At 72.5% G+C, this 25,407-nt stretch carries 17 protein-coding genes; 5 read left to right on the forward strand and 12 right to left on the reverse strand.

Going from position 1 to position 25,407, the window contains the following annotated elements; genetic code table 11:
• Positions 1-12 precede the first annotated feature (12 nt).
• Genes G8E01_RS09310 through G8E01_RS09345 form a run of 8 tightly spaced genes read right to left on the reverse strand, consistent with a single transcriptional unit; the run spans position 13 to position 9,238 of the window.
• Positions 13-1,080, reverse strand: a complete 1,068-nt coding sequence (locus tag G8E01_RS09310) for an aldo/keto reductase (protein WP_166318867.1) — start codon at positions 1,078-1,080, stop codon at positions 13-15.
• A 9-nt stretch (positions 1,081-1,089) separates the two neighbouring features.
• On the reverse strand, positions 1,090-1,947 hold the full coding sequence (gene rsmA / locus G8E01_RS09315) for a 16S rRNA (adenine(1518)-N(6)/adenine(1519)-N(6))-dimethyltransferase RsmA (RefSeq protein WP_166318870.1): 858 nt from the start codon (positions 1,945-1,947) through the stop codon (positions 1,090-1,092).
• A gap of 35 nt (positions 1,948-1,982) precedes the next feature.
• Positions 1,983-2,861: a TatD family hydrolase gene (locus tag G8E01_RS09320; RefSeq protein WP_166318873.1), complete on the reverse strand. Its 879-nt coding sequence runs from the start codon at positions 2,859-2,861 to the stop codon at positions 1,983-1,985.
• An 8-nt stretch (positions 2,862-2,869) separates the two neighbouring features.
• Complete coding sequence (gene metG, locus G8E01_RS09325; protein ID WP_166318876.1) at positions 2,870-4,444, reverse strand: methionine--tRNA ligase; 1,575 nt, start codon at positions 4,442-4,444, stop codon at positions 2,870-2,872.
• A 46-nt stretch (positions 4,445-4,490) separates the two neighbouring features.
• Positions 4,491-6,020 (reverse strand): gluconokinase, encoded by a 1,530-nt coding sequence (locus G8E01_RS09330; protein ID WP_166318879.1) that lies wholly within the window; start codon positions 6,018-6,020, stop codon positions 4,491-4,493.
• A 25-nt stretch (positions 6,021-6,045) separates the two neighbouring features.
• Positions 6,046-7,062 (reverse strand): zinc-binding dehydrogenase, encoded by a 1,017-nt coding sequence (locus tag G8E01_RS09335; RefSeq protein ID WP_166318882.1) that lies wholly within the window; start codon positions 7,060-7,062, stop codon positions 6,046-6,048.
• 14 nt (positions 7,063-7,076) lie between these two features.
• Positions 7,077-7,847 (reverse strand): SDR family oxidoreductase, encoded by a 771-nt coding sequence (locus G8E01_RS09340; protein WP_166318885.1) that lies wholly within the window; start codon positions 7,845-7,847, stop codon positions 7,077-7,079.
• A gap of 8 nt (positions 7,848-7,855) precedes the next feature.
• Positions 7,856-9,238, reverse strand: coding sequence for a GntP family permease (locus G8E01_RS09345; protein ID WP_166318888.1), 1,383 nt, complete (start codon positions 9,236-9,238; stop codon positions 7,856-7,858).
• A 113-nt stretch (positions 9,239-9,351) separates the two neighbouring features.
• On the opposite strand from G8E01_RS09345, the gene G8E01_RS09350 reads away from it, so the two are divergent.
• The gene (locus G8E01_RS09350; protein WP_166318891.1) at positions 9,352-10,056 is read left to right on the forward strand and encodes a FadR/GntR family transcriptional regulator; all 705 of its coding nucleotides are present in this window, start codon (positions 9,352-9,354) and stop codon (positions 10,054-10,056) included.
• A gap of 4 nt (positions 10,057-10,060) precedes the next feature.
• Here G8E01_RS09350 and rsmI read toward each other — a convergent pair whose 3' ends face one another.
• A complete protein-coding gene (gene rsmI / locus G8E01_RS09355; protein WP_166318894.1) occupies positions 10,061-10,876 on the reverse strand; it encodes a 16S rRNA (cytidine(1402)-2'-O)-methyltransferase in 816 nt (271 codons plus the stop codon).
• A gap of 23 nt (positions 10,877-10,899) precedes the next feature.
• On the opposite strand from rsmI, the gene G8E01_RS09360 reads away from it, so the two are divergent.
• Positions 10,900-12,432, forward strand: a complete 1,533-nt coding sequence (locus tag G8E01_RS09360; RefSeq protein WP_166318897.1) for a phospholipid carrier-dependent glycosyltransferase — start codon at positions 10,900-10,902, stop codon at positions 12,430-12,432.
• A 58-nt stretch (positions 12,433-12,490) separates the two neighbouring features.
• Here G8E01_RS09360 and G8E01_RS09365 read toward each other — a convergent pair whose 3' ends face one another.
• The 3 genes from G8E01_RS09365 to G8E01_RS09375 all read right to left on the reverse strand — a co-directional run bounded on the left by G8E01_RS09365 (position 12,491) and on the right by G8E01_RS09375 (position 17,012).
• Positions 12,491-13,327: an aldo/keto reductase gene (locus G8E01_RS09365; RefSeq protein ID WP_205827263.1), complete on the reverse strand. Its 837-nt coding sequence runs from the start codon at positions 13,325-13,327 to the stop codon at positions 12,491-12,493.
• Between the two features lie 73 nt (positions 13,328-13,400).
• Positions 13,401-14,672, reverse strand: coding sequence for a glycosyltransferase (locus G8E01_RS09370; RefSeq protein WP_166318900.1), 1,272 nt, complete (start codon positions 14,670-14,672; stop codon positions 13,401-13,403).
• Between the two features lie 105 nt (positions 14,673-14,777).
• Entirely contained in the window at positions 14,778-17,012 is a 2,235-nt protein-coding gene (locus G8E01_RS09375; protein WP_166318903.1) for a glycoside hydrolase domain-containing protein, read from the reverse strand.
• A gap of 77 nt (positions 17,013-17,089) precedes the next feature.
• Between G8E01_RS09375 and hrpA the strand changes: the two genes are divergently transcribed.
• The 3 genes from hrpA to G8E01_RS09390 all read left to right on the forward strand — a co-directional run bounded on the left by hrpA (position 17,090) and on the right by G8E01_RS09390 (position 25,367).
• Positions 17,090-20,974: an ATP-dependent RNA helicase HrpA gene (hrpA, locus tag G8E01_RS09380; RefSeq protein ID WP_166318906.1), complete on the forward strand. Its 3,885-nt coding sequence runs from the start codon at positions 17,090-17,092 to the stop codon at positions 20,972-20,974.
• Positions 20,975-21,018: 44 nt separating this feature from the next.
• Entirely contained in the window at positions 21,019-23,046 is a 2,028-nt protein-coding gene (locus G8E01_RS09385; protein WP_166318909.1) for an acyltransferase family protein, read from the forward strand.
• 110 nt (positions 23,047-23,156) lie between these two features.
• Complete coding sequence (locus G8E01_RS09390; protein WP_166318912.1) at positions 23,157-25,367, forward strand: NADP-dependent isocitrate dehydrogenase; 2,211 nt, start codon at positions 23,157-23,159, stop codon at positions 25,365-25,367.
• Positions 25,368-25,407 lie beyond the last annotated feature (40 nt).

Consider the following 25,407-nt stretch of genomic DNA (forward strand, 5'->3'; position numbering starts at 1 on the left):
CCCCCACCCGACTCACTCGCCCGAGGGCGCGGCCCAGATGTCGCCCGCGAGGGCCGCCGAGGCGCGGTCGATGGCCCCCAGCTCCTCCGCGTCGAACGCGGGCCCCGCCAGCGCACCGAGGTTCTCGTCGATCTGCTCGGTGCGCGACGCGCCGATCAGCGCCGAGGCCACCACCTCGTCGCGCAGCACCCATTGGATCGCCAGCTGCGCGAGCGTCTGCCCGCGCGCCTCGGCGAGGGCGGCGAGCTCGCGCAGCCCCGCGAGGGCGGTCGGCGTGAGGTGTTCCCCGACCGACCATCGCTTCTGGGAGCGCGCCGCCGTGCCGTCGCCCAGGTACTTCCCCGTGAGCAGGCCCTGCGCGAGCGGCGTGAAGACGATGGCGCCCATGCCCGCCGTGCCGAGCGCGTCGGTCAGCCCGTCCTCGATCCACCGGTTCGCGATCGAGTAGGAGGGCTGGTGGATGACGAGCGGCGTGCCCATCGACCGCGCGATCTCCTTAGCCTTCAGCGTCCGCTCCGGCGAATACGACGAGATGCCGACGTACAGCGCCTTGCCCTGCCGCACTAGCGTGTCGAGCGCGCCGATCGTCTCCTCGAGCGGCGTCACGGGATCCTCGCGGTGCGAGTAGAACACGTCGACGTAGTCCAGCCCCATGGCGTCGAGCGAGGCGTCGGCGCTCGCGAGGAGGTACTTTCGCGAGGCCCAGTCGCCGTAGGGACCCGGCCACATGTCGTACCCCGCCTTGGTCGAGATCACGAGCTCATTGCGGTACGGCGCGAGGTCCTCGCGGTAGATCCGGCCGAAATTCTTCTCGGCGGATCCGTAGGGCGGACCGTAGTTGTTCGCGAGGTCGAAGTGCGTGATGCCGCGGTCGAACGCGTGGCGCAGCAGGGCGCGCTGGTTGTCGATCGGGACGTTGTCGCCGAAGTTCCACCACAGGCCGAGCGATAGCGGCGGGAGGTACAGCCCGGAATCGCCCACCTGGCGGTACGTCACCCCGTCGTAGCGGTCCCGCGCGGCGTGGTACGGCTCGTGCAGCTCTGCGACGGGTCGGGCGTGGAATCTCGGCGAATCGGTCACGCCCTCAGGCTACCCGTGCGCGGCCTGCGCCCGCGCCACGGCCAGGAAGTCGGCGAGGCTGAGGGACTCCCCGCGCGCGGTCGGGGCGACGCCCGCCGATTCGAGGATCTCCGAGGCGCGGGCGGCGGATCCGCCGAGCGCGCCCGCGAGCGCCTGCCGCAGCATCTTGCGGCGCTGCTGGAACGCGAGGTCGATGAGGCGGAAGGTCCTCTCGCGCTCCTTGAGCGTGCCGGCAGGCGTTTCCGCGCGCTCGAACGCGACGAGCACACTGTCGACGTTGGGGACCGGCCAGAAGACGTGGCGCGAGACGGTGCCGGCGAGACGCCAGGCCCCGTACCACGCGGCCTTCAGGCTCGGGGCGCCGTAGATCTTCGACCCAGGGCCGGCCGCGAGGCGCTCGCCGACCTCGGCCTGCACCATGACCACGCCGCGCTCGAGGCGGGGAAAGGTCCGCATGAAGTGCAGGAGCACGGGGACGGAGACGTTGTAGGGCAGGTTCGCCACGAGCACGGTCGGGTCGCCCGGGAGCTCCTCGACCGTCATGGCGTCGTGGAGAACCACCTCAAGGTGCCCGTCCGGCACGCCCCGCTCCGCCGCCGTCTGCGGCAGGCGCGCGGCGAGGCGCGGGTCGATCTCGACCGCGCTCACGCGGGCCCCGGTCTCGAGGATCGCGAGCGTGAGCGACCCCAGCCCCGGCCCGATCTCCACGACGCGCTCGCCGCCCGTCACGCGCGCCGTCTGGACGATCTTGCGCACGGTGTTGGCGTCCACGACGAAGTTCTGGCCGAGCTTCTTCGTCGGCGTGACGTCGAGCTCGGCCGCGAGCGTGCGGATGTCGGCGGCGCCCAACAGGCGTACGGGGGTCATCTCGCCATCCTCTCACCCGCGGCCGCCGCGGCCTCTCAGGCGTCGAAGGATCCGTACACGTCGCGCGTGTTCTGCGCGACGCGGGCGCAGAGCGCGTCGAGGTCTGCGCCGAGGTGCTCCGCGATGAAGCGCATCGTCAGCGGAACGAGGTAGGGCGCGTTCGGGCGCCCGCGGTACGGGACCGGCGTGAGAAACGGCGCGTCGGTCTCGACGAGGATCCGCTCGGGCGGCGTGACCGCGAGCGCGTCGCGAAGATTCTGCGCGTTCTTGAACGTGACGTTGCCCGCGAACGAAAGCCAGCACCCCGCGTCGAGGGCCTCCCGCGCGACCTCGGCGTCGCCGGAGAAGCAGTGGAACACGGTGCGCTCGGGCGCGCCGACCCGCGCCAGGGTGTCGAGGACCTCGCGATGCGCGTCGCGGTCGTGGATCTGCATCGCGACGCCGTGCTTCTTCGCCAGCGCGATGTGCGCCTCGAACGAGGAGAACTGCGCCGGGCGCCCCTCCTCGCCCGTACGGAAGAAGTCGAGACCCGTCTCGCCGATCGCGCGAACGCGCGGGCGAGCCGCCAGCTCGTCGATGACGCCGATCGCCTCCTCGAGGCGCCCCTCGCCGTCGTACACGGGCGCGTCGTTCGGATGGATCGCGACGGCGGCGAGCACGCGGGGGTCCCGCTCCGCGGCGTCGGCCGCCCAGAGCGAGGACGCGATGTCCCCCGACGCCTGCACGACGCCCGCGATCCCCGCCGCCTGCGCGGCCTCGAGCTGCTGCTCGAGCGAGAGCCCCTCCTCGCCGTCGGCGATCTCGAGGTGGCAGTGGTTGTCGTACACCGGGACCGCGAGCGGCTCCGGGATCTCCGGGCGCGACAGGTCGCGCCGACCGGAGGTCGACCGCGCCGTGACGTAGGTGTCGGCCATCGGCGCCGTCAGTCCTCCTCGATGCGCGGGAACAGCGGCTGGATCTTCGACACCGTCGCGCCGGCGCTCAGCTGGCCCCAGCGCCCCGCCTCGCGCAGCGGCTGCGCGCGCAGCTCGCCGAGCGCGGCCTTCGCGCCGAGCGCCTCCCACAAGGTTTCGGTCGACTTCGGCATGATCGGCGAGAGCAGCACCGCGAGCGCGCGCAGACCCTCGAGGCACGTGTACAGCACGGTCTGCAGCCGGCCGCGCAGGTCCTCGCTCTTCGCGAGCGCCCATGGCTCGTTCTCCGTGATGTAGCCGTTCAGCGCGTCGACGATCGTCCAGATCTCGTCGATCGCCTGGTCGATGCGGAACCGCGCGACGGCCTCGTCGGCACGCCGCGCGGCGCCCTCGACGAGCCCCTGGATCTCGAGGTCGCCGTCGGTGTAGTCGCCCGGCTCCGGAACGGATCCGTCGAAGTACTTGGCGGTCATCGCGACCGAGCGCGACGCGAGGTTGCCGAACCCGTTTGCGAGCTCCGCCTGGTAGCGCGCAGACATGTCCTCCCAGGAGAAGGATCCGTCCTGGCCGAAGGCGATCGCGGACAGGAAGTAGAACCGGTACGCGTCGCTGCCGAAGGTCGACACGAGCGTCTCGGGGGCGATGCCGGTGGCCTTCGACTTCGACATCTTCTCGCCGCCGACGAGCAGCCAGCCGTGCGCGAAGACGCCCTTCGGAACCTCCAGGCCTGCGGCCATGAGCATGGCCGGCCAGATCACGGCGTGGAAGCGCAGGATGTCCTTGCCGACCACGTGGTAGCCGGGCCAGCGGCGCGCGAAGTTCTCCTCATCCGAGCCGTATCCGATCGCGGTCGCGTAGTTCAACAGCGCGTCGACCCAGACGTAGATGACGTGCGAGGAGTCCCACGGCACCGGGATGCCCCAGTCGAACGCGCTCCGCGAGATCGACAGGTCGTTGAGCCCCTGCTGCACGAAGGCGACGACCTCGTTGCGCGCGGACTCGGGCTGCACGAAGTCGGGCTGGTCGCGGTAGAGCTCGAGCAGGCGGTCGCCGAACTCGCTGAGCTTGAAGAAGTAGTTCTTCTCGTGCAGGAGCTCGAGGGGCTTCGAGTGGATCGCGCAGACCTTCAGGCCCTCGAACGCCCCCGTGCCCATCGCGACGTCGCTCTCGGGCTTGAACTCCTCGCACCCGACGCAGTACAGCGCCTCGTACTCGCCCGCGTAGATGTACCCGCGGTCGTAGATCGCCTGGATGAACGCCTTCACGCTCTCCTCGTGGCGCTCCTGCGTCGTGCGGATGAAGTCGTCGTTGGCGACGTCGAGCGTCTCCAGGAGCGGATACCACGCCTCGGCGACGAGCTTGTCGACCCACTGCTGCGGGCTCACGCCGTTCGCTGCGGCCGCGCGCATCATCTTCTGGCCGTGCTCGTCGGTCCCCGTGAGCATCCACGTGTCGTCGCCCGACTGGCGGTGCCAGCGTGCGAGGGTGTCCACGGCCACCGTCGTGTACCCGTGCCCGATGTGCGGGACATCGCTCGGGTAGTAGATGGGCGTGGTGATATAGAACGAACCGCCGGAAGTCACGCCTCTAGTCTATTGGGTGTCCCGCGACGGCTCCTGCGCGCTGGCCTCACGAGCCGTGCGCAAGCGGCAGGCGCGAGCCGATGTCCTGGAGCGTGATGTTCGCGGGCAACAGCGCTCCGTAGAGGCGCTCGAACACGGGTAGGAGCTCGCCGTACACGCCCGCGTCCGCCGCGATCGGCTCGACGACGTCGCGCACGGGCACGAGTTCGGCGGCCACGTCGATCGACTCGATCGCGCCGAGCGCCTCCATCCCGAGCAGGGCCGCGCCGAAACCGGATCCCTCGTGCCCGTCGGGCATGCCGATCGCGCCCCCGAAGGCGCTGGCCAAGGTCTGGCGCCAGATCTGGTGCTTCGTCACGCCGCCCGTCGCGCGGATCTCCGAAATCGGCAGGTCCGCCTGTCGCATGGACTGCAGCACGAGCGTGAGCTGGAGGGCCACGCCCTCCACGGCGGCGCGGACGAGGTGCGCGCGCCGGTGCGCGCGGGTGAGCCCGACGTACGCGCCGCGCGCGACGCCTCCCCAGCGGGGGGCGCGCTCGCCGAGGAGGTACGGGAGCATCACGAGCCCGCCCGCGCCCGCGGGAACGGTCATCGCCTCGTCGAGCAGCTGCGCGGTCGAGACGCCCGCGTCGCCGCCGGCGATCTCCGAGCGCACCCAGTCGAGCACGACGCCGCCGTTGTTGATGGCCCCGCCCGTGACCCACCGGTTTTCCGTCAGCGCGTAGCAGAACACGCCGCCGTTCGGGTCCACGGCGGGCCGGTCGACCGCGACCCGCAGGGCGCCGCTCGTGCCCACGGAGCACGCGACCACGCCCGGGCGGACCGCTCCGACCCCGAGGTTCGCGAGCGGGCCGTCGCCGGCACCGACGACGACCGCGGCGTCGCGCGGCAGGCCCGTCTCCCGCGCCGCCTCGGCGGTCACGCCCCGCAGCACGGCGGTCGTGGGGACGAGTCCGGGGAGCTGCTCGGCGCGGATCCCCGCGAGGGAGAGCGCCTCGTCGTCCCAGCGCACCGCGTGGATGTCCATGAGGCCCGACGCCGAGGCGAGCGAGTGGTCGATGACGAGCTCGCCCGCCATGCGCCACAGCACCCAGTCCTTGATCCCGGCCCACGTCGCGGCGCGCCGGACGAGGTCCGGATCGGTGCGCCGGAACCACATGAGCTTCGCCAGCGGCGACATGGGGTGGATCGGGGTGCCGGTGCGACGGTGCAGCGCGAGCCCGGCGCCGGAGTCGCGCAGCCGTGCGACGTCCTCGGCGGCCCGCGTGTCCGCCCACGTCACGACGGGGGTGAGGGGCGCGCCGTCGGCGTCGAGCGCCATGATCGAGTGCATCGCGCTCGAGAAGGAGACACCCGCGACCCGCGCCGCGCCGATCTCCGCCACGACCTCGCGAAGCCCGCGATAGACGGCGTCGAGGATCTGATGCGGGTCCTGCTCGGCGTGGCCCGGGTGCGGCTCCGACAGCGGGTATCCGTGCGAGGCCTGCGCGATCGCGCGGCCGTCCACCGTGTACGCGACGACCTTCGTCGCCGTCGTGCCCATGTCGATGCCGACGACGACGTCGGGTGCGCTCATTGTGGTCCTTCTCCTTCTGACTCGCTCAGGCCGCGTCGCCGAGCGACACGACCACCTTGCCCGACTGCCGCGAGTCGCGCGCGAGCTCGAACGCCCGGTCGACCTCCGCCACATCGATCACGTGCGTCACGACGTCGCCGACGCGCGGGTCCGCCGCGAGGATCCGGATCGCCTCGTCGATCTCGTCGCGGAAGCGGAAAGCGCCCCGGAGCGCGATCTCCTTCGAGATGAAGGGCGCGAGGTTGACGCCGATCGGCTCGTTCGGCACCATGCCGACCTGCACGACGACGCCGCGCCGGCGCGCGGCGACGCCGGCGGCGCTGATCGCGACGGGGGCACCGGAGCACTCGAAGACGACGTCGAACTCCTCGGCGGGAAGCGCCTCCTCGGTCACGCGCACGACGCGATCGGCGCCGAGCGCGAGGGCGCGCTCGAGCGGCTCGGGCAGAACGTCGCTCACGACGACGTGCGCGGCGCCGCGCGCGCGGGCCGCCACGAGCGCGAGCAGCCCGATGGGGCCGGCTCCCGACACGAGGACGCGGGCGCCGGAGAGGTCCCCCGCGCGGGTCGCCGCGTGCAGCGCGACGCCGAGCGGCTCGGCGAGCACGGCGCGGTCGACGCCGAGCCCCTCCGGCAGCACCCGCACCATGCCGGCGTCAACGACGAGGAGCTCCGCCATCGCGCCTTGCGTGTGCGGCCACGTCGAGGCGCTCCCGAGGTAGGAGCCGCCCGGCCACAGGTGCGGCTGGTCCGCCGTGCCCGGCACCTCCGACCCGAACCGGGCGGGGTGGACCGTGACCGGCGTCCCGGGCGCGAGGGCGCCGGACGGATCATGGTCCACGACGCCCGAAAGCTCGTGACCCGGCGTCAGCGGCTCGCGCACGACGTACTCGCCGTTCGCGCCGTGGAAGAAGTAGTGCAGGTCGGACCCACAGATCCCGACCCGCTGAACGCGGATCCGGATCTCGCCGTCGCCCGTCTCCGGCGCCTCGCCCTCGCGGACGGCGATCTGGTCCTTGCCATCGATCCATACAGTGCGCATCAGTGCCCTCCCTCTCACACGACCGCAGTCATGCCGCCGTCGACGACGATGTTCTGGCCCGAGACGAAGCTCGACGCGTCGGACGCGAGGAACAGCAGGGCCCCGCGCAGCTCGCGGACGTCGCCCCACCGATGCGCCGGCGTGCGGTTCACCAGCCACCCGTTGAACTGCTCGTCCTCGACGAGCGCGCGGTTCATGTCGGTCGCGAAGTAGCCCGGCGAGATCGCGTTGACCTGGATGCCGTAGCGCGCGAGGTCGGCGGCCATCCCCTGCGTGAGCAGCGCGACGCCGCCCTTCGACGCCGAGTACGGGGCGATCGTCTGACGCGCGAGCTTGGACTGCACGGATCCGATGTTGATGACCTTGCCGGAGCCGCGCTCGACCATGTGCGGCGTCACGAAGCGCGAGACGTAGAACATGCTCGAGAGGTTCGACGCGATCACGGCGTCCCAGTCGGCGACCGGGAACTCCGAGATCGGCGCGCGGCGCTGCAGACCCGCGTTGTTGACGAGGATGTCGGGCGCCCCGTGCTCCGCCACGACCTGGGCCACCGCCTCCTCGACGGCGGCCGCATCCGTGACGTCGAAACGCACGGTCGCGGGCGCGGTCCCCGTCGCCTCGCCGATCTCGGCGGACGCGGCGGCGAGCTGCTCGGCGTCGCGACCGTGGAGCACGACGCGCGCGCCCGCCTCCGCGAGACCGGTCGCGAGGGCGCGACCGAGGCCGCGCGAGGAACCCGTCACGAGCGCGAGGCGCCCGGACACGTCGAAGAGGTCGGTGGACATGTCTCCTCCTAGAAGATCGCGTAGACAACGAGGACGAGGACGAATCCGACGACGGACTCGATCGCCTGCTGCACCGTCCACGTCTTGAGCGTGGTCTTGACGTCCATCTGCATGAGGCGCCCGACGAGCCAGAAGCCCGAGTCGTTCACGTGGCTCGCGAAGACGGATCCGGCGGCGGCGGCGAGCGTGATCGCCGCGACGTCGACCGTGCTGAACGATCCCCCGGTCACGGCGGGGGCCAGCAGGCCGGCCGTCGTCACGAGCGCCACGGTCGCGGAGCCCTGCGCCAGGCGCAGGATCACGGCGATGAGGTAGGCCGCGAAGATGATCGGCAGCCCGAGGTCGGACAGCGTGTCGGCGAGCGCGTCGCCGATGCCCGAGGCGCGCAGGACGCCGCCGAACATGCCGCCGGCGCCCGTGATGAGGATGACGGAGGCGACGGGACCGAACGTCGAGTCGACGAGCTTCTCCAGCGCCGAGCCGTTCTCGCCGCGGAACTTCCCGAGGACGAGGAGCGCGATGAGCACCGTGATCAGCAGCGCGATCGGCGAGCTTCCTATGAGCATGAGCGCCTGCACCCACGCCTGGGACTCGTCGACGACACCGATGGATCCGAGCGCGTCGAGGCCCGTGTTGAGGAAGATCAGCACGAGCGGGATCAGGAGGATCCCGATGACGGTGCCGGCCTTCGGCGGGTTCGCGGGCTGGTCGTCGTCGCTCGCGCCGAACAGCGGCGGGACGATCATCGGGAAGCGCTTGTTGACGAACTTGCCCCACAGGTAGCCCGAGACGTACCAGGTCGGGAAGGCGATGACGATACCGATGAGGAGGACGACGCCGAGGTTCGCGCCGAAGAACTCCGAGGCCGACACGGGGCCCGGGTGCGGCGGCAGGAAGACGTGCATGACCGAGAAGGCCGCGGCGCCGCTGAACCCGTACAGCAGCAGGTTCTTGCCGCCGATGCGGCGCGCGACCGCGAAGATGATCGGCAGCATGACGACGAGGCCCGCATCGAAGAAGATCGGGAAGCCGAGGATGAGCGAGGTCACGCCGAGCGCGAACGCGGCGCGCTTCTCGCCGAAGACGCGCACCATCATCTCGGCGATGACCTTCGCCCCGCCCGAGGACTCGATGAGGCGGCCGAGCACGGCGCCGAGGCCGATGAGCAGCGCGACGGATCCGAGCGTGGATCCGAAGCCGCCCACGAGGGTGCTCACGATCTCCCCGGTGGGGATGCCCGCGGCGACCGCGGTGAGCAGCGAGACGAGCACGAGCACGAGGAAGGCGTGCAGGCGCAGCTTGATGACGAGGAACAAAATGAGCACGACGGCGCCGGCTGCGATGCCCAGCAGCGGCCCTGCTCCGAGTGTCTGAGTCCACTCTTCGGTCATGGGATTCTCCGTTGAATTCGGTACGGGCGCGATCCGTCGGCGGACGCGCTCGTCGAAAAAGTATTACTTATCGACACAGTAAGGTATCACTATTGAAGGCGAGAGGGGACCCGATGGCGGGTGGCATCCACGGCGGCGTGGTCGATGACCTCGGCACGCGCATCGCGTCGGGCGAGATCCCGCCCGGCTCCGTCCTCACCCTGGCGCGCCTCGAGAGCGACTTCCAGGCGTCCCGGACCGTCGTGCGGGAGGCCGTGCGCGTGCTCGAGAGCCTCGGGCTCCTCGCCGCCCGGCGGCGGGTCGGCATCACCGTGCGCCCCCGGGAGGAGTGGGATGCCTTCTCCCCGCAGCTCATCGCGTGGAACCTGCACGGGCCGTTCCGCCAGCAACAGCTCGAGGCGCTCATGGAGCTCCGCGTGGCCGTCGAGCCGATGGCCGCCCGGCTCGCCGCCCAGCGGGCGAGCGACGCGCAGCGGGCCGAGCTGCGCCGCCTCGCGGAGGAGCTGCGCCACCTCGGGGCGCGCGGGCTCGGCGCGAGCGACGCCTTCCTCGCGGCCGACGTCGCCTTTCACGACGTGCTGCTCGCCGCCAGTGGGAACCCGCAGCTGGGCGCGCTACGGGCGCCCGTGCGGGAGGTCCTGACCGGCCGGTCCCGCCTCGGCATGACGCCGTCCGTTCCGGCCGCGGGCACGCTCGAGGAGCACGAGGCGGTGGCCGCGGCCATCAGTCGTGCCGATGGCGCCGGCGCCGAGGCCCACTCGCGCCACCACATGATGACGGTCTGGGACGAGATCCAGCAGGACCACTCGCTGCGCTGACGGCTCACCCGGCGCGCAGGGCCGCCTCGTAGAGGTCGCGCGCCGCGTGGCCGGTCGCCTGCGCGACCTCGCGCGTGGCGTCCTTCAGGCGCGTGCCGGATCCGACGAGCTCCCGCACGCGCCGGAGCGCGTCCTCGAGCGGCACCTCGCGCGCGGGCGCGCCGCCGACGACGAGGACCACCTCGCCGCGGACCCCGCCCTCGGCCCACGCGGCGACCTCCGCGAGCGTGCCCGTCACGACCTGCTCGTGGAGCTTCGTCAGCTCGCGCGCGACCGCCGCCGGCCGGTCGGCCCCGAACGCCTCGGCCATGTCGGCGAGCGTCTGCGCCGTGCGCGTCGGCGCCTCGAAGAACACGAGGGTCCGCGGATCCGCCGCGACGGCCGCGAAGGCGCGGGCCCGCTCCCCCGGCTTGCGCGGGACGAAGCCCTCGAACGCGAAGCGATCGGTCGGCAGGCCCGACACCGCGAGCGCCGTGAGCACGGCGCTCGGGCCCGGGACCGCCGTGACCTCCACCCCCTGCTCGCGCGCGGCGCGCACGAGGCCGTAGCCCGGGTCGCTCACGGTCGGCATGCCCGCGTCGCTCAGCACGACGACGTCCGTCTCGCGCGCGAGGCGGACGATCTCCGGCGAGACGCGCTTTTCGTTGTGGTCGTGGAGCGGGATCAGGCGCGGCCGGTTGTCGATCGCGAGGGCCGCGAGCAGGCGCTGCGTGGTCCGCGTGTCCTCGGCGGCGACGACCGTCGCCTCGCTCAGCAGCTCGACCAGGCGGCGCGACGCGTCGCCGAGGTTGCCGATCGGGGTGCCCGCGAGGATGATCATGCGACTCAGCCTAGGCTGGCCGGGTGACCGTTCGCCCTCCGGCCGATAGCCCCGCGCGTCTCGCCCGCTGGGCCGTGCCCGTCGCCGTCCTTGCGGCCGCGGCGGCCCTCCGAATCCCAGGGGTGGGCGGCCCCGAGGCCCTCATCTTCGACGAGACCTACTACGTCAAGGACGCGCTCACGCTGTGGCACCTCGGCTACGAGGGCACGTGGGGGCAGGACCCGAACCCGGCGTTCGAGGCGGGCGACACGTCCGGGTACACGGCCGCGGGTTCGTTTGTCGCACACCCGCCGCTCGGAAAGTGGATCATCGCGCTCGGGATGGCCGCGTTCGGCGACGGCCCGTTCGGCTGGCGCATCGCGACGGCCGTCGCGGGGACGCTCCTCGTCGGGCTCGTGTACCTCGTCGGCCTGCGCCTGTCGCGCTCCGCCGTGATCGCGGGGGTGGCCGCGGGCCTCGTCGCGATCGACCCCCTGGCGATCGCGATGAGCCGCGTCGCGCTGCTCGACACGCACCTCGCGGTGTTCCTTCTGCTGGGGTTCTGGTTCGTCCTCCTCGACCGGGACCGCACCGTGCGCGCGATCCGGGCCGGGGCGGGGCGGGATCCGATCGCGGGGCCCGTCGTCTGGGCGCGCCCGTGGATCCTCGCGGCGGGCCTCGCGTTCGGGTGCGCCACCGCCGTGAAGTGGTCCGGGCTCTACGCGATCGCCGTCGTGGGCATCGCCCTCGTCGCGGCCGACGCGATCGACCGGCGGCGCGCGGGGATCCGGCTCTGGGCGCCCTCCGCGATCGGCCGTCAGGGCCCGTCGACCTTCCTCCTGTTCGTGCCCCCCGCCGCCGCGGCCTACCTCGTCGCCTGGAGCGGCTGGCTCGTCACGTCCGGCGGGTACGGGCGCGCAGCGTCCGCGAACCCGCTCGCCGCGCTCGTCGAGTACCACCGGGCGGTCTTCGCCTTCCACGCGGGCGTCGATTCGCCGCACACGTACGCGAGCCCCGCCATCGAGTGGATCGCGATGCTCAACCCCACGCTGATGTACCGCGAGACCCCGTCGTGCGCGGGCGGCAGGGAGTGCGTCGCGCTGATGGCCGCCCTCCCGAACCCCCTCACGTGGTGGCTGGGCGCCGCGGCGGTGGCCGCGTTCGCGATCCGCCTCGTGGTCCGCGCGATCCGCCGTCGCCCGGCGCGGGGAGCGGAGGCGTTCGTCCTCGTCGGCGTCGCCGCCACCTACGCACCGTGGCTTTTCCTGCCCGGCCGCACGATGTTCAGCTTCTACGCCGTCACGGTCCTCCCCTTCGTGGCTCTCGCGTACGCGCTCGCGCTGCAGCGGATCCGGGCGCCGCGGCCGCTCGTGCTGCTCCGCGACGCCTCGGTCGGGGAGATCCAGCGCGAGCAGGCGCGGGCGGACGCGGCGCAGCGCACGTGGCGGGCCGTGACCTCGATCGTCCTGGGAGCCACGGTCGTCGTCGCCCTGTTCTTCCTGCCCTTCGGGACGGGCTGGCCGCTCCCCGAGCCGCTCTACCGGGCGCACCTCTGGCTCCCGAGCTGGTTCCTGTAGGCCCGCACGACGACGGGCGCCGGACACCCCGAGGGGATCCGGCGCCCTTCGCGGTGCCCTAGTTGAACTCGAGCGGGTGGGAGCCCACGCGGCCCGACCCGTCGCCCGGGTCGATCGCGTCGATCGCGGCGATCTCGTCCGCAGACAGGGCGAAGTCGAGCACGTCGAAGTTCTGCGCCATCCGCTCGCGGCGGGACGACTTCGGGAACACGATGAAGCCGCGGTCGAGGTGCCAGCGGATGACGACCTGCGCGGGCGTCTTGCCGTGCGCCTCTGCCGCTGCCACGACGGCGGCGTTCTCGAACAGCGGGTACTTGCCCTGGCCGAGCGGGCCCCACGACTCGATCTTCATGCCGTGCTCTTCGCCCCAGGCGGTGACGTTCGCCTGCTGGTAGGCGGGGTGCAGCTCGATCTGGTCGACCGCCGGGACGACGCCGGTCGCGGCGACGACGGCGTCGAGGTGTTCGGGCAGGTGGTTGGACACGCCGATCGACCGCGACAGCCCCGCGTCGCGGATCTCGACGAGCTTCTCCCACGCGTTCACGAAGGTCTTCTTCTCGGGCGTCGGCCAGTGCGTGAGGTAGAGGTCGACGTAGTCGAGGCCGAGCTTGTCGAGGCTCTCGCGGATCGCGGCGTGCGGCTCCTCGCCCGCCTGGCGGTCGTTCCAGAGCTTCGTCGTCACGAAGAGCTCCTCGCGCGGGATGCCGCTCTTCGCGATGGCGGCGCCCACGCCCTCCTCGTTGCGGTAGATGGCGGCGGTGTCGATGTGGCGATAGCCGACCTCGAGAGCCTCGGAGACGGCCTGCTCCGCCTCGTCCGCGGGGACGAGGAAGACGCCGAAGCCGAGCTGGGGAATGTCGAAGCCGGAGTTGAGGGTCACGGTGGGAACGGTCATGACCCCCACGATAGGCCCGCGCGGGAGGGGCGGGACGGGGCAGGACGAATCCGCCCCGCCGCGTCCCGCACGCTCAGGCCGCGACCCGCTCCCGGCGCGCCACGCGCGCGAACAGCCGATCGAAGACGTTCATCCGGTCGAACTGCAGCGCGAACGCCCGCGCCCTCTCCTCCCAGTCCGCCCGCTCGAGGGAGGACATCTGGAGGATCCGGTCGAGCGCGGCCGTGATCTGCGCGGGCGCCTCCACGTCGACGATGAGCGCCGTGTCGCCCACGGCCTCCCCCACGCCGCCCGTCGTCGTCGTGATCGCCGGGCCGCCGCCCGCGAGCGCCTTCTCGGCCAGGGCGATCCCGAACGTCTCGACGAACTCCGGGCGCGGCTTCGTCGGGAGGGCGTAGGCGACGGCGCCCGCGAACAGGAACGGCTTCTCGGCGTCGTCGACGTCGGTCAGGAACACGATCCGGTCCGCGGCCGGGGACGCCGCCGCGTAGTCGCGCAGCTCCTGCTCCTCGGGTCCGCGCCCCGCGATGACGAGCTTCTTGTCGGTCGCGGCCGAGGCCGCGAAACCGTCGATGAGGTCGTCCACGCCCTTCGCGGCCGCGAGGCGCGAGAGGTAGAACACGTATCCGTCGCGCACGAGGCCGCGCGCCGCGAGCCGCGCCTCGACCTCGGCCGGGTCCAGATCGAGGAACAGCGACGAATCGATCGCGGGATACGAGATGTCGATCCGCTCGGCGCAGCGGCGGGCGTAGGCCGTGCCGTGCCGCTCGTCCAGGCGCCGGGCCTCCTCGACGATCAGGTCCTTCGTGTACTGGCTGACGGCGACGCAGACGTCGCTCGCGAGGTAGCCCTCCAGGACGTGCGCGGCCGCGCCGAAGCGGTCCTCGATCACGCACTGCCGAACGACGTTCGTGACGTCGGAGCCCACGGCCTCCGCGATGGTGACGACGTCGACGGGAAGGCCCGTCCGGCGCGCGACCTCGACGGCGTCGGTGACGGCGGTCGTGTGCGGCGAAAGGTACAGCGACATCGCCACGGTCGGGACCCCGTCCGTGAACAGCTCCACGAGGCGCCCCACCAGTCCCCCGATGTAGCGGCCGTCGACGACCTTGTAGTCGCCGACCGGGTCCGGCCGCTCGACCGTGATGCCGGGGCTGTACGGCATGACCGTGTCGAGCGGCTTCAGCGGCAGGCCCGCGGCCTCCAGGCGCTCGATCGGCCAGGTGACGATGCGGACCTCCTCGAAACCGCGCGCGATCGCGGCCTCCGCGAGATTTCGTGCCTCTCCCGAGTGTCCGCAGATCACCGGATCCGCTCGGACAACGATGACGAGTCGACGGTGCATGATGGCTCCTCACTGTGTGCCGGGTGGCCCGAGACTACGTTCCGCGTGTAACGCGGGTGCACCCGGCGTGTTACGGCTGGGGACGGGCCGGATGAACGTCCGTCGTCACAGCCGCCGCGTGACCTCGGCGGCCTCGGACGGGTACGAGGGCGGGCGGTGCTCGCGCGCCCACTCGCCCGGTCGCGCGGCGAGCTCCAGGCGCAGCACGCCCCCGCCGCGCACCTCGGATCCGGTCAGCCACCCGCGATCCAGGTCCTCGCCGTTGAGCCGCGCGCCGACCACGTAGCGCGGGCCCCCGCCCGCGCCCGCCTCCGCGAACCCGACCGCCTCCACGCGAAGGTGCTCGCCGGAGGGGAGGTCGATGCCGGTCTCCGGCCAGGCGGGCGCGTTCACGAGGAAGAGGTCCTGGCCGGCGACGGGAAAGAGCCCGAGGCTCGCCCACACGACCCACGACGACAGGCCGCCCGAGTCGTCGTTGCCCGGGAGGCCCCCGCGCCCGACCCCGAACATATTCGTGAGCGCCGCGTGCACGATCTCGGCCGTGCGGTCGGGCCGGCCCGCGTACGTGTAGGCCCACGGGGCCTCCATGTCCGGCTCGTTGTTCAGGCCCTCGAAGCGGCCGAGCGCATAGCCCGCCTCCATCTCCTCGCCCGACGGGTTCACGCCCGGCTGGACGACGGGATCCGCGCCGTACCCGAAGAAGCGGTCCAGCATCGCGACGAAGGCCTCGTCTCCCCCGGCGAGCGCGATCCGCCCGGCCATGTCGTGGGTGAGCCGGTAGGAGTAGTTGTACTTCGTGCCCTCGTAGAAGGTGGACTCGCGCAGGAGGCCCGTCTTCGGGTCGAAGGCGTTGCGCCAGCGGCCGGCCAGGAGGCGGCACTCAGCCGCGACTCGCGCGTCGCCCACCCGCTCGGCCACCCGCGCCGTACACCAGTAGGCGAAGGCGATGTCGAGGGTGTGGCTGATGGGCTCGGCGCGGCCGCCCGTGAGGAAGTCCTCGCCGTAGGCCCGCCGGAGGTCGGCAAGCATGTGGACGAGGGCCCAGTCCCAGTCGATCCCGGGCACCCCCGCGGCGCACAGGTCCGCGAGCATCGTGTGCGCGAGCCCCGACGCCTGGCGGGAGAACCGGTCGGATCCCTTCGCCATGCGGTACCCAATGGGGAAGTTCCCCTCCTCCTCGCACACCTGGATCAGCGCGTTGGCGAGGTCGGCGCTGCGCTCGGGCGCGAGGAGGCTCACGAGGGGCAGCTGCGTCCGATAGATGTCCCACATGGTGCAGATGTCGAAGGCGTAGGGCCCCGGCGTCGGCCACTGCGGGCTCTCGTTCGGCGCGATCGCCGGCTTGATGAAGGAGTGATACATCGCGGTGCCGAGGACGGTGCGGGCGTCGGGCGCGGCGGCGTCCGTGCGCCCCTCGACCGCGATGGGGTCGAGGTGCTGCGACCAGGCGGCCCGCGTGGCGGCGTGGCGGGCGTCGTATCCCGTGCCCCCGGGGCAGTCGCCCAGGAGGTTCGCGCGGGCCTGGTCGACGCCGCGCAGCGAGAACCCGATGCGCAGCTCGATCGTCTGGCCCGCCGTGACGGATCCCTGCCACATGAGCCCGAAGGGGCGCATGGTCGTCGGGCGGATCGCGTCGAAGTCGAGGCGGCGCCCGCCCGGCATGAGCCGCCGGTCGTACCAGAGCAGCTGCCGCCAGTGCGGGGTGTCCGCCTCCATGTGCAGGGCGAGCGGCGTGCCCTCCACGACGATCTCCCCCTGGGCCTGGCCGATGTCGAGCGATTCGAGGTGGGCCCGGAGCGGCACGGTCGCGCCGTACGGGATGTCGAGGCCGCCGACCGAGAGGTCGATGACGAGGCGCGCGTCGGCGGTCTCGGGGAAGGTGTAGCGGTGGACGGCCGACTTCGGCCCCACCGTCACCTCGCCGCGGATCCCGTTGGACAGCGTGAACGCGTAGGCGCCGGGGGACGCCGCCTCCTCCGTGATCTCCCACTCCCGGCCCAGTTCGTCGAGCCGGTCGATCATCGGGGTCACGCGCACATAGTTGTAGTACTTGCGGATTGCGCCCGTGCCGGACTGCTGGAAGTGCGTCACCCCGCTCGCGACCGGGCGTTCGCGCATGCGGGGCGGCACGCCCTCCGTCGACAGCGCGTACTCGCCGTACCCGGTGGGGTACGCGCCCGAGTAGGCGCACGCGGAGACCATGCCAAGCGGGTACGTCGCGCCGGGGTGCGTGTTGCCGATCTGGGGCTTGGGCCACCACCAGGTGGCCGCGAGCCCCGTCGGCTGAGGCAGGTCGGTGGGGTGGGTTCCGATGAACGGATCGACGTCCGCGAGCTTCATCTCCCCGAAGGTAGCGGGCCCACGTGTCCGGAATATGACGCGCGTGCGGCGCGCGGTCGCGGATAGACTGAAACGCTATGTCCGAACCCGTGCTGTCGTTCCCGCCCGAGCTGCCCGTCAGCGCCGCGCGCGCGGAGATTGCGGACGCGATCCGGGACCACCAGGTCGTCGTCGTCGCCGGCGCGACGGGATCCGGCAAGACGACCCAGCTGCCGAAGATCGCCCTGTCGCTCGGGCGGGAGCGGATCGCCCACACCCAGCCGCGCCGCCTCGCCGCGCGCACGATCGCCGAACGCGTCGCGGAGGAGATGGGCGTGCCGCTCGGAGGCGCGGTCGGATACAAGGTGCGCTTCACGGACCAGGTGTCGGACGAGACCCGGATCGCGCTCATGACCGACGGGATCCTTCTCAACGAGATCCATCGCGACCGCCTGCTCACGCGCTACGACACGATCATCATCGACGAGGCGCACGAGCGCTCGCTCAACGTCGACTTCCTCCTGGGCTACCTGAAGCGGATCCTGCCGGAGCGGCCGGATCTCAAGGTCATCATCACGTCGGCGACGATCGATCCCGACTCGTTCGCGCGCCACTTCGCCTCACCCGATGGCACGCCCGCCCCCGTCATCGAGGTCTCGGGACGGACCTTCCCCGTCGAGATCCGCTATCGGCCGATCGGCCGGCCCGACGCCGAAGAGGCGCCGGAAGGGGACATAGACGAGCGCCCCTACGACGTCGACGACGAGATTCAGGCCATCGTCGAGGCGCTGCGGGAGCTCGATCGCGAGCCCCGCGGGGACGTCCTCGTCTTCCTCCCCGGCGAGGCGGAGATCCGCGACGCGGCGGACGCCGTGCGCGGGGCGTTCCAGAAGGACGCGGCCCCGACCGAGGTGCTGCCGCTCTACGGCCGGCTGAGCGCCGCGGAGCAGCACCGCGTGTTCGAGCCGTCGCGCGTGGCCGGCGTGAAGCGCCGCGTCATCATCGCGACGAACGTCGCGGAGACGTCGCTCACCGTGCCCGGCATCAAGTACGTCATCGACGCCGGCACCGCCCGCATCTCCCGCTATGCCGCGCGCGCGAAGGTCCAGCGCCTCCCGATCGAACAAGTCTCGCAGGCCTCCGCGCAGCAGCGCTCGGGTCGCGCGGGCCGCACGAGCGCGGGCATCGCGATCCGTCTTTTCTCGCACGCCGATTTCGCCTCGCGCCCCGAGTTCACCGATCCCGAGGTCCTCCGGACCTCCCTCGCCGCCGTCGTGCTGCAGATGCTCGCGCTTGGCTTCGGCGACATCCAGGCGTTCCCGTTCCTCACGCCCCCGGACTCGCGCGGCGTGAAGGCCGCGTTCGATCTGCTCACGGAGCTCGGCGCGGTCCAGCTCGGCCGGGGAGGCGCGGATCCGCGGCTCACCCGCACGGGGCGCCAGATCTCGCGGTTGCCGATCGACCCGCGGTTCGCGCGGATGATCGTCGAGGGCGAGCGCCGCGGCGTCGCGGGCGACGTGCTCGCCGTCGTCGCCGGCCTCTCGATCCAGGACGTGCGCGAGCGCCCCGAGGAGCGCCGGGAGCAGGCCGACGCCGCCCACGCGCGGTTCGCGGATCCGACGAGCGATTTCCTGTCGCTCCTCAACCTGTGGAACTACCTGCGGGAGCAGCAGCGGGAGCTCGGGTCGAGCGCGTTCCGACGGCTCGTGCGAGCCGAGTTCCTCAACTACGTGCGCGTGCGGGAGTGGTTCGACGTGCACCGCCAGCTGCGCTCCCTCACCCGCGGCGCGACCGAGGGGGCGGCGGCCCCCGCCGGATCCGCCGACGCCGACGCGCTCCACCGCGCCCTGCTCGCGGGCCTTCTCAGCCAGATCGGCGTGCTCGACGAGCGGGAGACGCGCAAGGCCCAGGGGCCGCGCGGCCGCCGCACCGCCGAGTACCGCGGGGCGCGCGGGGTGTCGTTCCAGGTGTTCCCCGGATCCGCGCTCAAGAAGCAGCGCCCGAAGGCCGTGATGGCCGCCGAGCTCGTCGAGACCTCCCGCCTGTTCGCGCGCACGGCCGCCGCGATCGACCCGGCGTGGGCGGAGGAGCTCGCGGGCGACCTCGTCAAGCGCCAGTTCTCGGAGCCGCACTGGTCGAAGGATCAGGGCGCGGCGATCGCCTACGAGAAGGTCACGCTGTTCGGCGTCGAGATCGTGCCGCGCCGGCGCGCGCAGTTCGCGCGCGTGGACCGGCCCGCGGCCCGCGAGTTGTTCGTGCGACACGCGCTCGTCGAGGGCGAGTGGGACGCGCACGCGCTCCCGAAGCAGGCGACCGCGTTCCTCCGCCAGAACGCGAACCTCCGGCGTCGGCTCGAGAAGCTCGAAGAGCGCGAGCGCCGGCGCGACATCCTCGCGGGCGACGAGGCCGTGTTCGCGTTCTACGACCAGCGGATCCCCGCCGACGTGTTCGACGTGCGCAGCTTCGACGCCTGGTGGCGGCGCGAGCGCGCGGAGCGGCCCGACCTGCTCTCGATGCGCGAGGCGGACCTCCTGGACGGCGAGGCGACCGCCGACGCCCGGGACTTCCCGCCGACGTGGCGCCAGGGCGACCAGCGACTCGACCTCGCCTACCGCTTCGAGCCCGGCGCCGCCGACGACGGCGTCACGGCCGTCATTCCGCTCGCCCTCCTCGCGAGCGTGGAGCCGGCCGGCTTCGACTGGCAGGTGCCCGGGCTCCGCGACGAGCTCGTGACCGCGATGCTGAAGGCGCTGCCGAAGGCGATGCGCCGGCACGTCGTGCCCGCGGCGGACTGGGCCGAGAAGTTTTCGGCCGAGCTGCGGGGGCAGGGCCCCGAGGACACCGGCGGACGGCCGGCCACGACGCTCGCCGACGCGCTCGCGCGCCTCGTGCAGCGCCAGGCCAACCAGCGCGTGTCCGCGAGCGATTTCGACCTCGCGCGGGTGCCCGCGCACCTCACGATGTCCTACCGCGCCGTGGACGCCCGCGGCCGCCGCGCGGGGTCCTCGCGCGACCTCGCGGCGCTGCAGCGCGAGCTGTCGGGGCGCGCCCGAGACTCGGTCGCGCGCCAGTTCGAGGCCCCCGCGCCGCGACCGGGGCGCGCCGCCCAACCTGCGCCCGCGCCGATCGAGAAGACGGGCCTGACCGACTGGACCTTCGGGGAACTCCCCGCCTCCGTCGACACCCGCGTCGCCGGCGGCATCGTGCGCGGCTTCCCCGCGCTCGTCGACGAGAAGACCTCGGTCGCCGTGCGCCTCGAGGCGACGCCCGAGAGTGCAGAGCGGCTCACGCGGAGGGGCCTCCGGCGACTCCTGCTGCTGACGGTACCCTCCCCCGTGTCGTACGTGCAGGAGCACCTCTCCTCGGCCGAGAAACTCGCCCTCGCCGCCGCGCCCGCGCCGTCGCCGAAGGCCGTCATCGAGGACTGTCGCGCCGCCCTCTTCGACGCCGCGATCGCCCGCCGCGGCGCTGTGCGCGACCGCGCCGCGTTCGAGGCGCTGCGGGCCGAGGTGACCGCCGGATCCGTCGAGGACGTGTTCGCCGCGGTCTCCCTCGTCGCGAAGATCCTCACGCTGTGGCGCGACGTCGAGCGCGACCTGAAGAAGACGACGTCGATGGCGCTCCTCGGCGCGCTGAGCGACGTCCGGGCGCAGGTAGCGGGCCTCGTGCACGCGGGCTTCGTGACGCAGACGGGCCTGGAGCGCCTGCGCCACCTCCCGCGGTACCTCGAGGGGGCGCGGATCCGGCTCGCCGCCCTCCCCGACGCGCCCGGCCGCGATCGCGCGTGGATGACCGAGTTCGAGCGCGCCGCCCGGGCCTTCGACGACGCGGGCGGCACCGTTCCGCTCGGCGAGGACGCGGATCCGCGCCTCGAGCGGGCCCGGTGGATGCTCGAGGAGCTCCGGGTGGGGCTGTTCGCCCAGCGGCTCGGCACGGCGGAGACGGTCTCGGTGCAGCGGATCCAGAAGGCGCTCGCGGGCTGATGCCCGCACGCTCCTTTCGGCCGGCGTCCCTATAATCGGCGCACATGCCCCCCGCCGCTCCCGCCCCCGCGCATGCCCCGCGCCTCGACGTGCAGGGGCTGCGCGCCGTCGCTGTGCTCGCCGTGATCGCCGACCACGTCTTCGCCTGGCCGAGCGGCGGATTCGTCGGCGTGGACGTGTTCTTCGTGATCTCCGGGTTCCTCATCACCGGGTTGCTCCTGCGCGAGATCGACCGCACGGGGCGCATCTCGTTCCGCCGCTTCTACGCCCGGCGCGCGAAGCGGATCCTGCCCGCCGCGGCCATCGTCATCTTCGCGACGGTCGTGGCCTCTCTCGTGCTCCTCGGGCGGTCCGAGGCGAAGAGCGTGGCGATCGACGGCGTGTTCAGCGCGCTGTTCGTCGGCAACTGGCGGTTCGCGGCCGAGGGCGTCGACTATTTCGCGCAGGGCACGCCGCCCTCCCCCCTGCAGCACTTCTGGTCGCTGGGCGTCGAGGAGCAGTTCTACCTCGTGTGGCCGTGGCTGATGCTCGCCATCGTCGTGTTCGCCACCTCGCGGGCGGGCAAGAGCCTCGTGTCGGCCCGCCGTGCGACCGTCGTCGCGATCGCGCTGCTCACCGCGGCGTCCTTCGGGTGGGGGCTCTATGAGACGGCCACGAACCCGGCCGTCGCATACTTCTCGACCTTCTCGCGCGCCTGGGAGCTCGGGGTCGGGGCGCTTCTCGCCTTCGCCCCCGCGCTCGCGCTCTCGCCCGGACTCCGGCGCGCGCTCGCGTGGGGCGGGCTCGGCCTCATCGCCCTGTCGCTCGCCGTCGTCTCGGGGGACTCCCCGCTCTGGCCCGCGCCCCTCGCCCTCCTCCCCGTCGCCGGCGCGTTGCTCGTCATCGTCGCGGGCGGCGGCGGATACCGCGGGCCCGCGCCCCTCACGGTGCGCCCCGTCACCTACGTCGGCGACATCTCTTACAGCCTCTATCTCTGGCACTTCCCCGTCGCGATTCTCCTCGTCACCCTGCTCCCCGCGGGCAGCGTCGCCTACGGCGTCGTCGCCCTCGCCGCCACGGCGATCCTGTCGGTCGCGAGCTACCACCTCGTCGAGGACCCCGCCCGCCGCGCCACGTGGTTCCGCCGGCGCGGCGCGATCGCGGCCCCCACGCGGGCGTGGCTGCCCACCGTCGCATCGCTCGCGGTCGTCGGGCTCGCGGGGGCCGCCGCGTTCGTCGCGGTCGACGCCGTGCGCGCGCCGGCCGGGCCCGCCACCGCGGCCGTCGTCGAGACGGCGGACGGCGAGATCGACTGCCGCGGCGCGGGCACATCGGCGCACCCGGACGCCTGCGCGGACGCCTCGATCGAGACGCTCGCCCCGGCCCCCGCGGACCTCCTCGACGACACCGGCGGCGCCTACGCCTGCTATTCCACGACCGACGTGGAGATGCAGACCTGCCACTACGGATCCGAGGACCCGGACGCGACGCGCGTCGCGCTCGTCGGCGACAGCCACGCCGCCGCGCTGCTGCCGGGGCTGGAGCCGCAGCTCGCGGACCGCGAGTGGTCGCTCGACACCTACGTCGGGCGAGGGTGCATCCTGCGCGAGAACGCGGACGTCGCGGATGACTGCTCGCGCGCGCGCGACGACATCAATGCGCGCCTGACCTCCGGCGACTACGCCCTCGTGATCGCGACGTCCTCCCGCGCGTACTCGCCTGACGTCCCGTCGCAGCAGGCCATGCTCGAGGCGATCGCGGGGGCGGGTACGACGGTCGTGGTGGTCGCCGACAACCCCCTCCCGTCCGAGGACGCGATCGCGTGCACCACGCGCCTCGGGGTCTCGCCCGCGAGCGCGTGCGCCACGGCGGCGGCGGAGGCCCTCGACCCCGAGCACACCCTCCAGACCGCGGCGGAGGGCGCCGGGGTCCCGGTCGTCGACCTCACGGACCTCTACTGCACCGAGGAGGCCTGCGACGGGATCATCGGAGGCGTCCTCGTCTACCGCGACGCGGCGGGGCACACGACCGCGACGTGGGCGCGGAGCATCGGCCCGTACCTCGCCGACGCGATCGCGCGCGCGGCGGCCTGAGGCCCGCGCGGGACACGCGCCTGCGCCGCCCCGCGCGGGCTTGGTATCTTGATGTCGAGAGATTGCTGGGCCGTACCGGCACACCCCGACATCAGGAGCGCCACCGAAGCATGTCCAAGATCATCTACACGAACACCGACGAGGCGCCGCTCATGGCGACCTACTCGCTGCTGCCCATCATCGAGGCGTTCGCGAAGAAGGCCGGCGTGGAGTTCGAGACGCGCGACATCTCGCTCGCGGGACGCATCCTCGCGCAGTTCCCCGAGCGCCTCGCGGCCGATCAGCGCATCGGAGACGCGCTCGCGGAGCTCGGCGAGCTCGCCGAGGATCCGTCGGCGAACATCATCAAGCTGCCGAACATCTCGGCCTCGATCCCCCAGCTCAAAGCCGCGATCGCGGAGCTCCAGCAGCTGGGCTTCGATGTCCCGAACCTGCCCGAGGACCCGCAGAGCGAGGACGAGAAGGACATCGCCCAGCGCTACGACAAGGTCAAGGGCTCGGCGGTCAACCCCGTGCTCCGGCAGGGCAACAGCGACCGCCGCGCGCCCGGCGCGGTCAAGGCCTACGCCAAGGCGCACCCGCACCGCATGGGCGCGTGGTCGGCGGACTCGAAGACCCGCGTGGCGACGATGGGCGAGAACGACTTCTTCTCGAACGAGAAGTCCTACGTCTCCCCCTCGGACGACACCCTCCGCATCGAGCTTGTCGGCGCCTCGGGCGAGACCACCGTGCTCAAGAGCGCGCTGCCGGTGCTCGCCGGCGAGGTCGTCGACGGCACCTTCATGAGCGCGAAGGCGCTCGACGCATTCCTCGCGGAGCAGGTCCGTCGCGCCCAGGAGGACGGCGTGCTGTTCTCCGCCCACCTCAAGGCCACCATGATGAAGGTCAGCGACCCCATCATCTTCGGCCACGTCGTGCGCGCGTACTTCGCCCCCGTCTTCGAGGCGTACGGTGACGACCTCTCGGCCGCGGGCCTCTCGGCGAACGACGGCCTCGGCGCCATCTTCGCGGGCCTGTCGGCCCTGCAAAACGGCGCCGAGATCCGCGCCGCCTTCGACGAGCGCCTCGCCGCCGGGCCGAAGCTCGCGATGGTCAACAGCGACAAGGGCATCACGGGCCTGCACGTCCCGAGCGACGTCATCATCGACGCCTCGATGCCCGCCATGATCCGCATCGGCGGCCACATGTGGGGCCCGGAGGGCGAGGAGGCCGACACGCTCGCCGTCATCCCCGACTCGTCCTACGCCGGCGTCTACCAGGCCGCGATCGACGACTGCAAGGCGCACGGCGCTCTCGACCCGCGCGAGATGGGGACCGTGCCGAACGTCGGCCTCATGGCGCAGAAGGCCGAGGAGTACGGCTCGCACGACAAGACCTTCGAGATCCCGGAGGCCGGCACGGTGCGCATCGTGACCGGATCCGGTGAGGTCGTCATCGAGCACGCCGTCGAGGCGGGCGACATCTGGCGCGCCTGCCAGACGAAGGACGCGCCGATCCGCGACTGGGTGAAGCTCGCGGTCACGCGTGCGCGCCTCTCGGGCACGCCCGCGGTGTTCTGGCTCGACGAGAACCGCGCGCACGACGCGGAGCTCATCGCGAAGGTCACCGAGTACCTCGGCGAGCACGACACCGACGGCCTCGACATTCGGATCATGGCGCCGGCCGCGGCGACCGCCCTGTCGTTCGAGCGCATCCGCCAGGGCCTCGACACGATCTCGGTCACGGGCAACGTCCTGCGCGACTACAACACGGACCTCTTCCCGATCCTCGAGGTCGGCACGTCGGCGAAGATGCTCTCGATCGTCCCGCTCATGGCGGGCGGCGGGCTCTTCGAGACGGGCGCGGGCGGATCCGCCCCGAAGCACGTCCAGCAGCTCGTCGAGGAGGACTACCTCCGCTGGGACTCGCTCGGCGAGTTCTTCGCCCTGGCGGCGTCGCTCGAGCACCTCGGGCAGACGACCGACAACGACAAGGCCCGTGTGCTGGCCGCGACGCTCGACGCCGCGACGGCCACCTTCCTCGAGCTCGACCGCTCGCCCGGCCGGAAGCTCGGGACGATCGACAACCGCGGATCGCACTTCTACCTCGCGCTGTATTGGGCCCAGGAGCTCGCCCAGCAGACTGAGGATGCGGAGCTGGCCGCGGCCTTCTCCGTTCTCGCGAGCTCGCTCGCGGGCGACGAGGAGAAGATCGTCGCCGAGCTCATCGCCGTGCAGGGCCGCCCGGCCGACGTGGGCGGGTACTACCGCCCCGACGACGCCAAGGCCGCGGCGGTCATGCGTCCGTCGGCCACGCTGAACGCCGCGATCGACGCGTTCTGACGCCCCTTCGCCGAAGGCTCCCCGCGTCCCGCGCCCACCG

Origin of the sequence: Microbacterium excoecariae (assembly GCF_011326725.1) — a bacterium.
GTDB classification, from domain to species: Bacteria; Actinomycetota; Actinomycetes; order Actinomycetales; family Microbacteriaceae; genus Microbacterium; species Microbacterium excoecariae.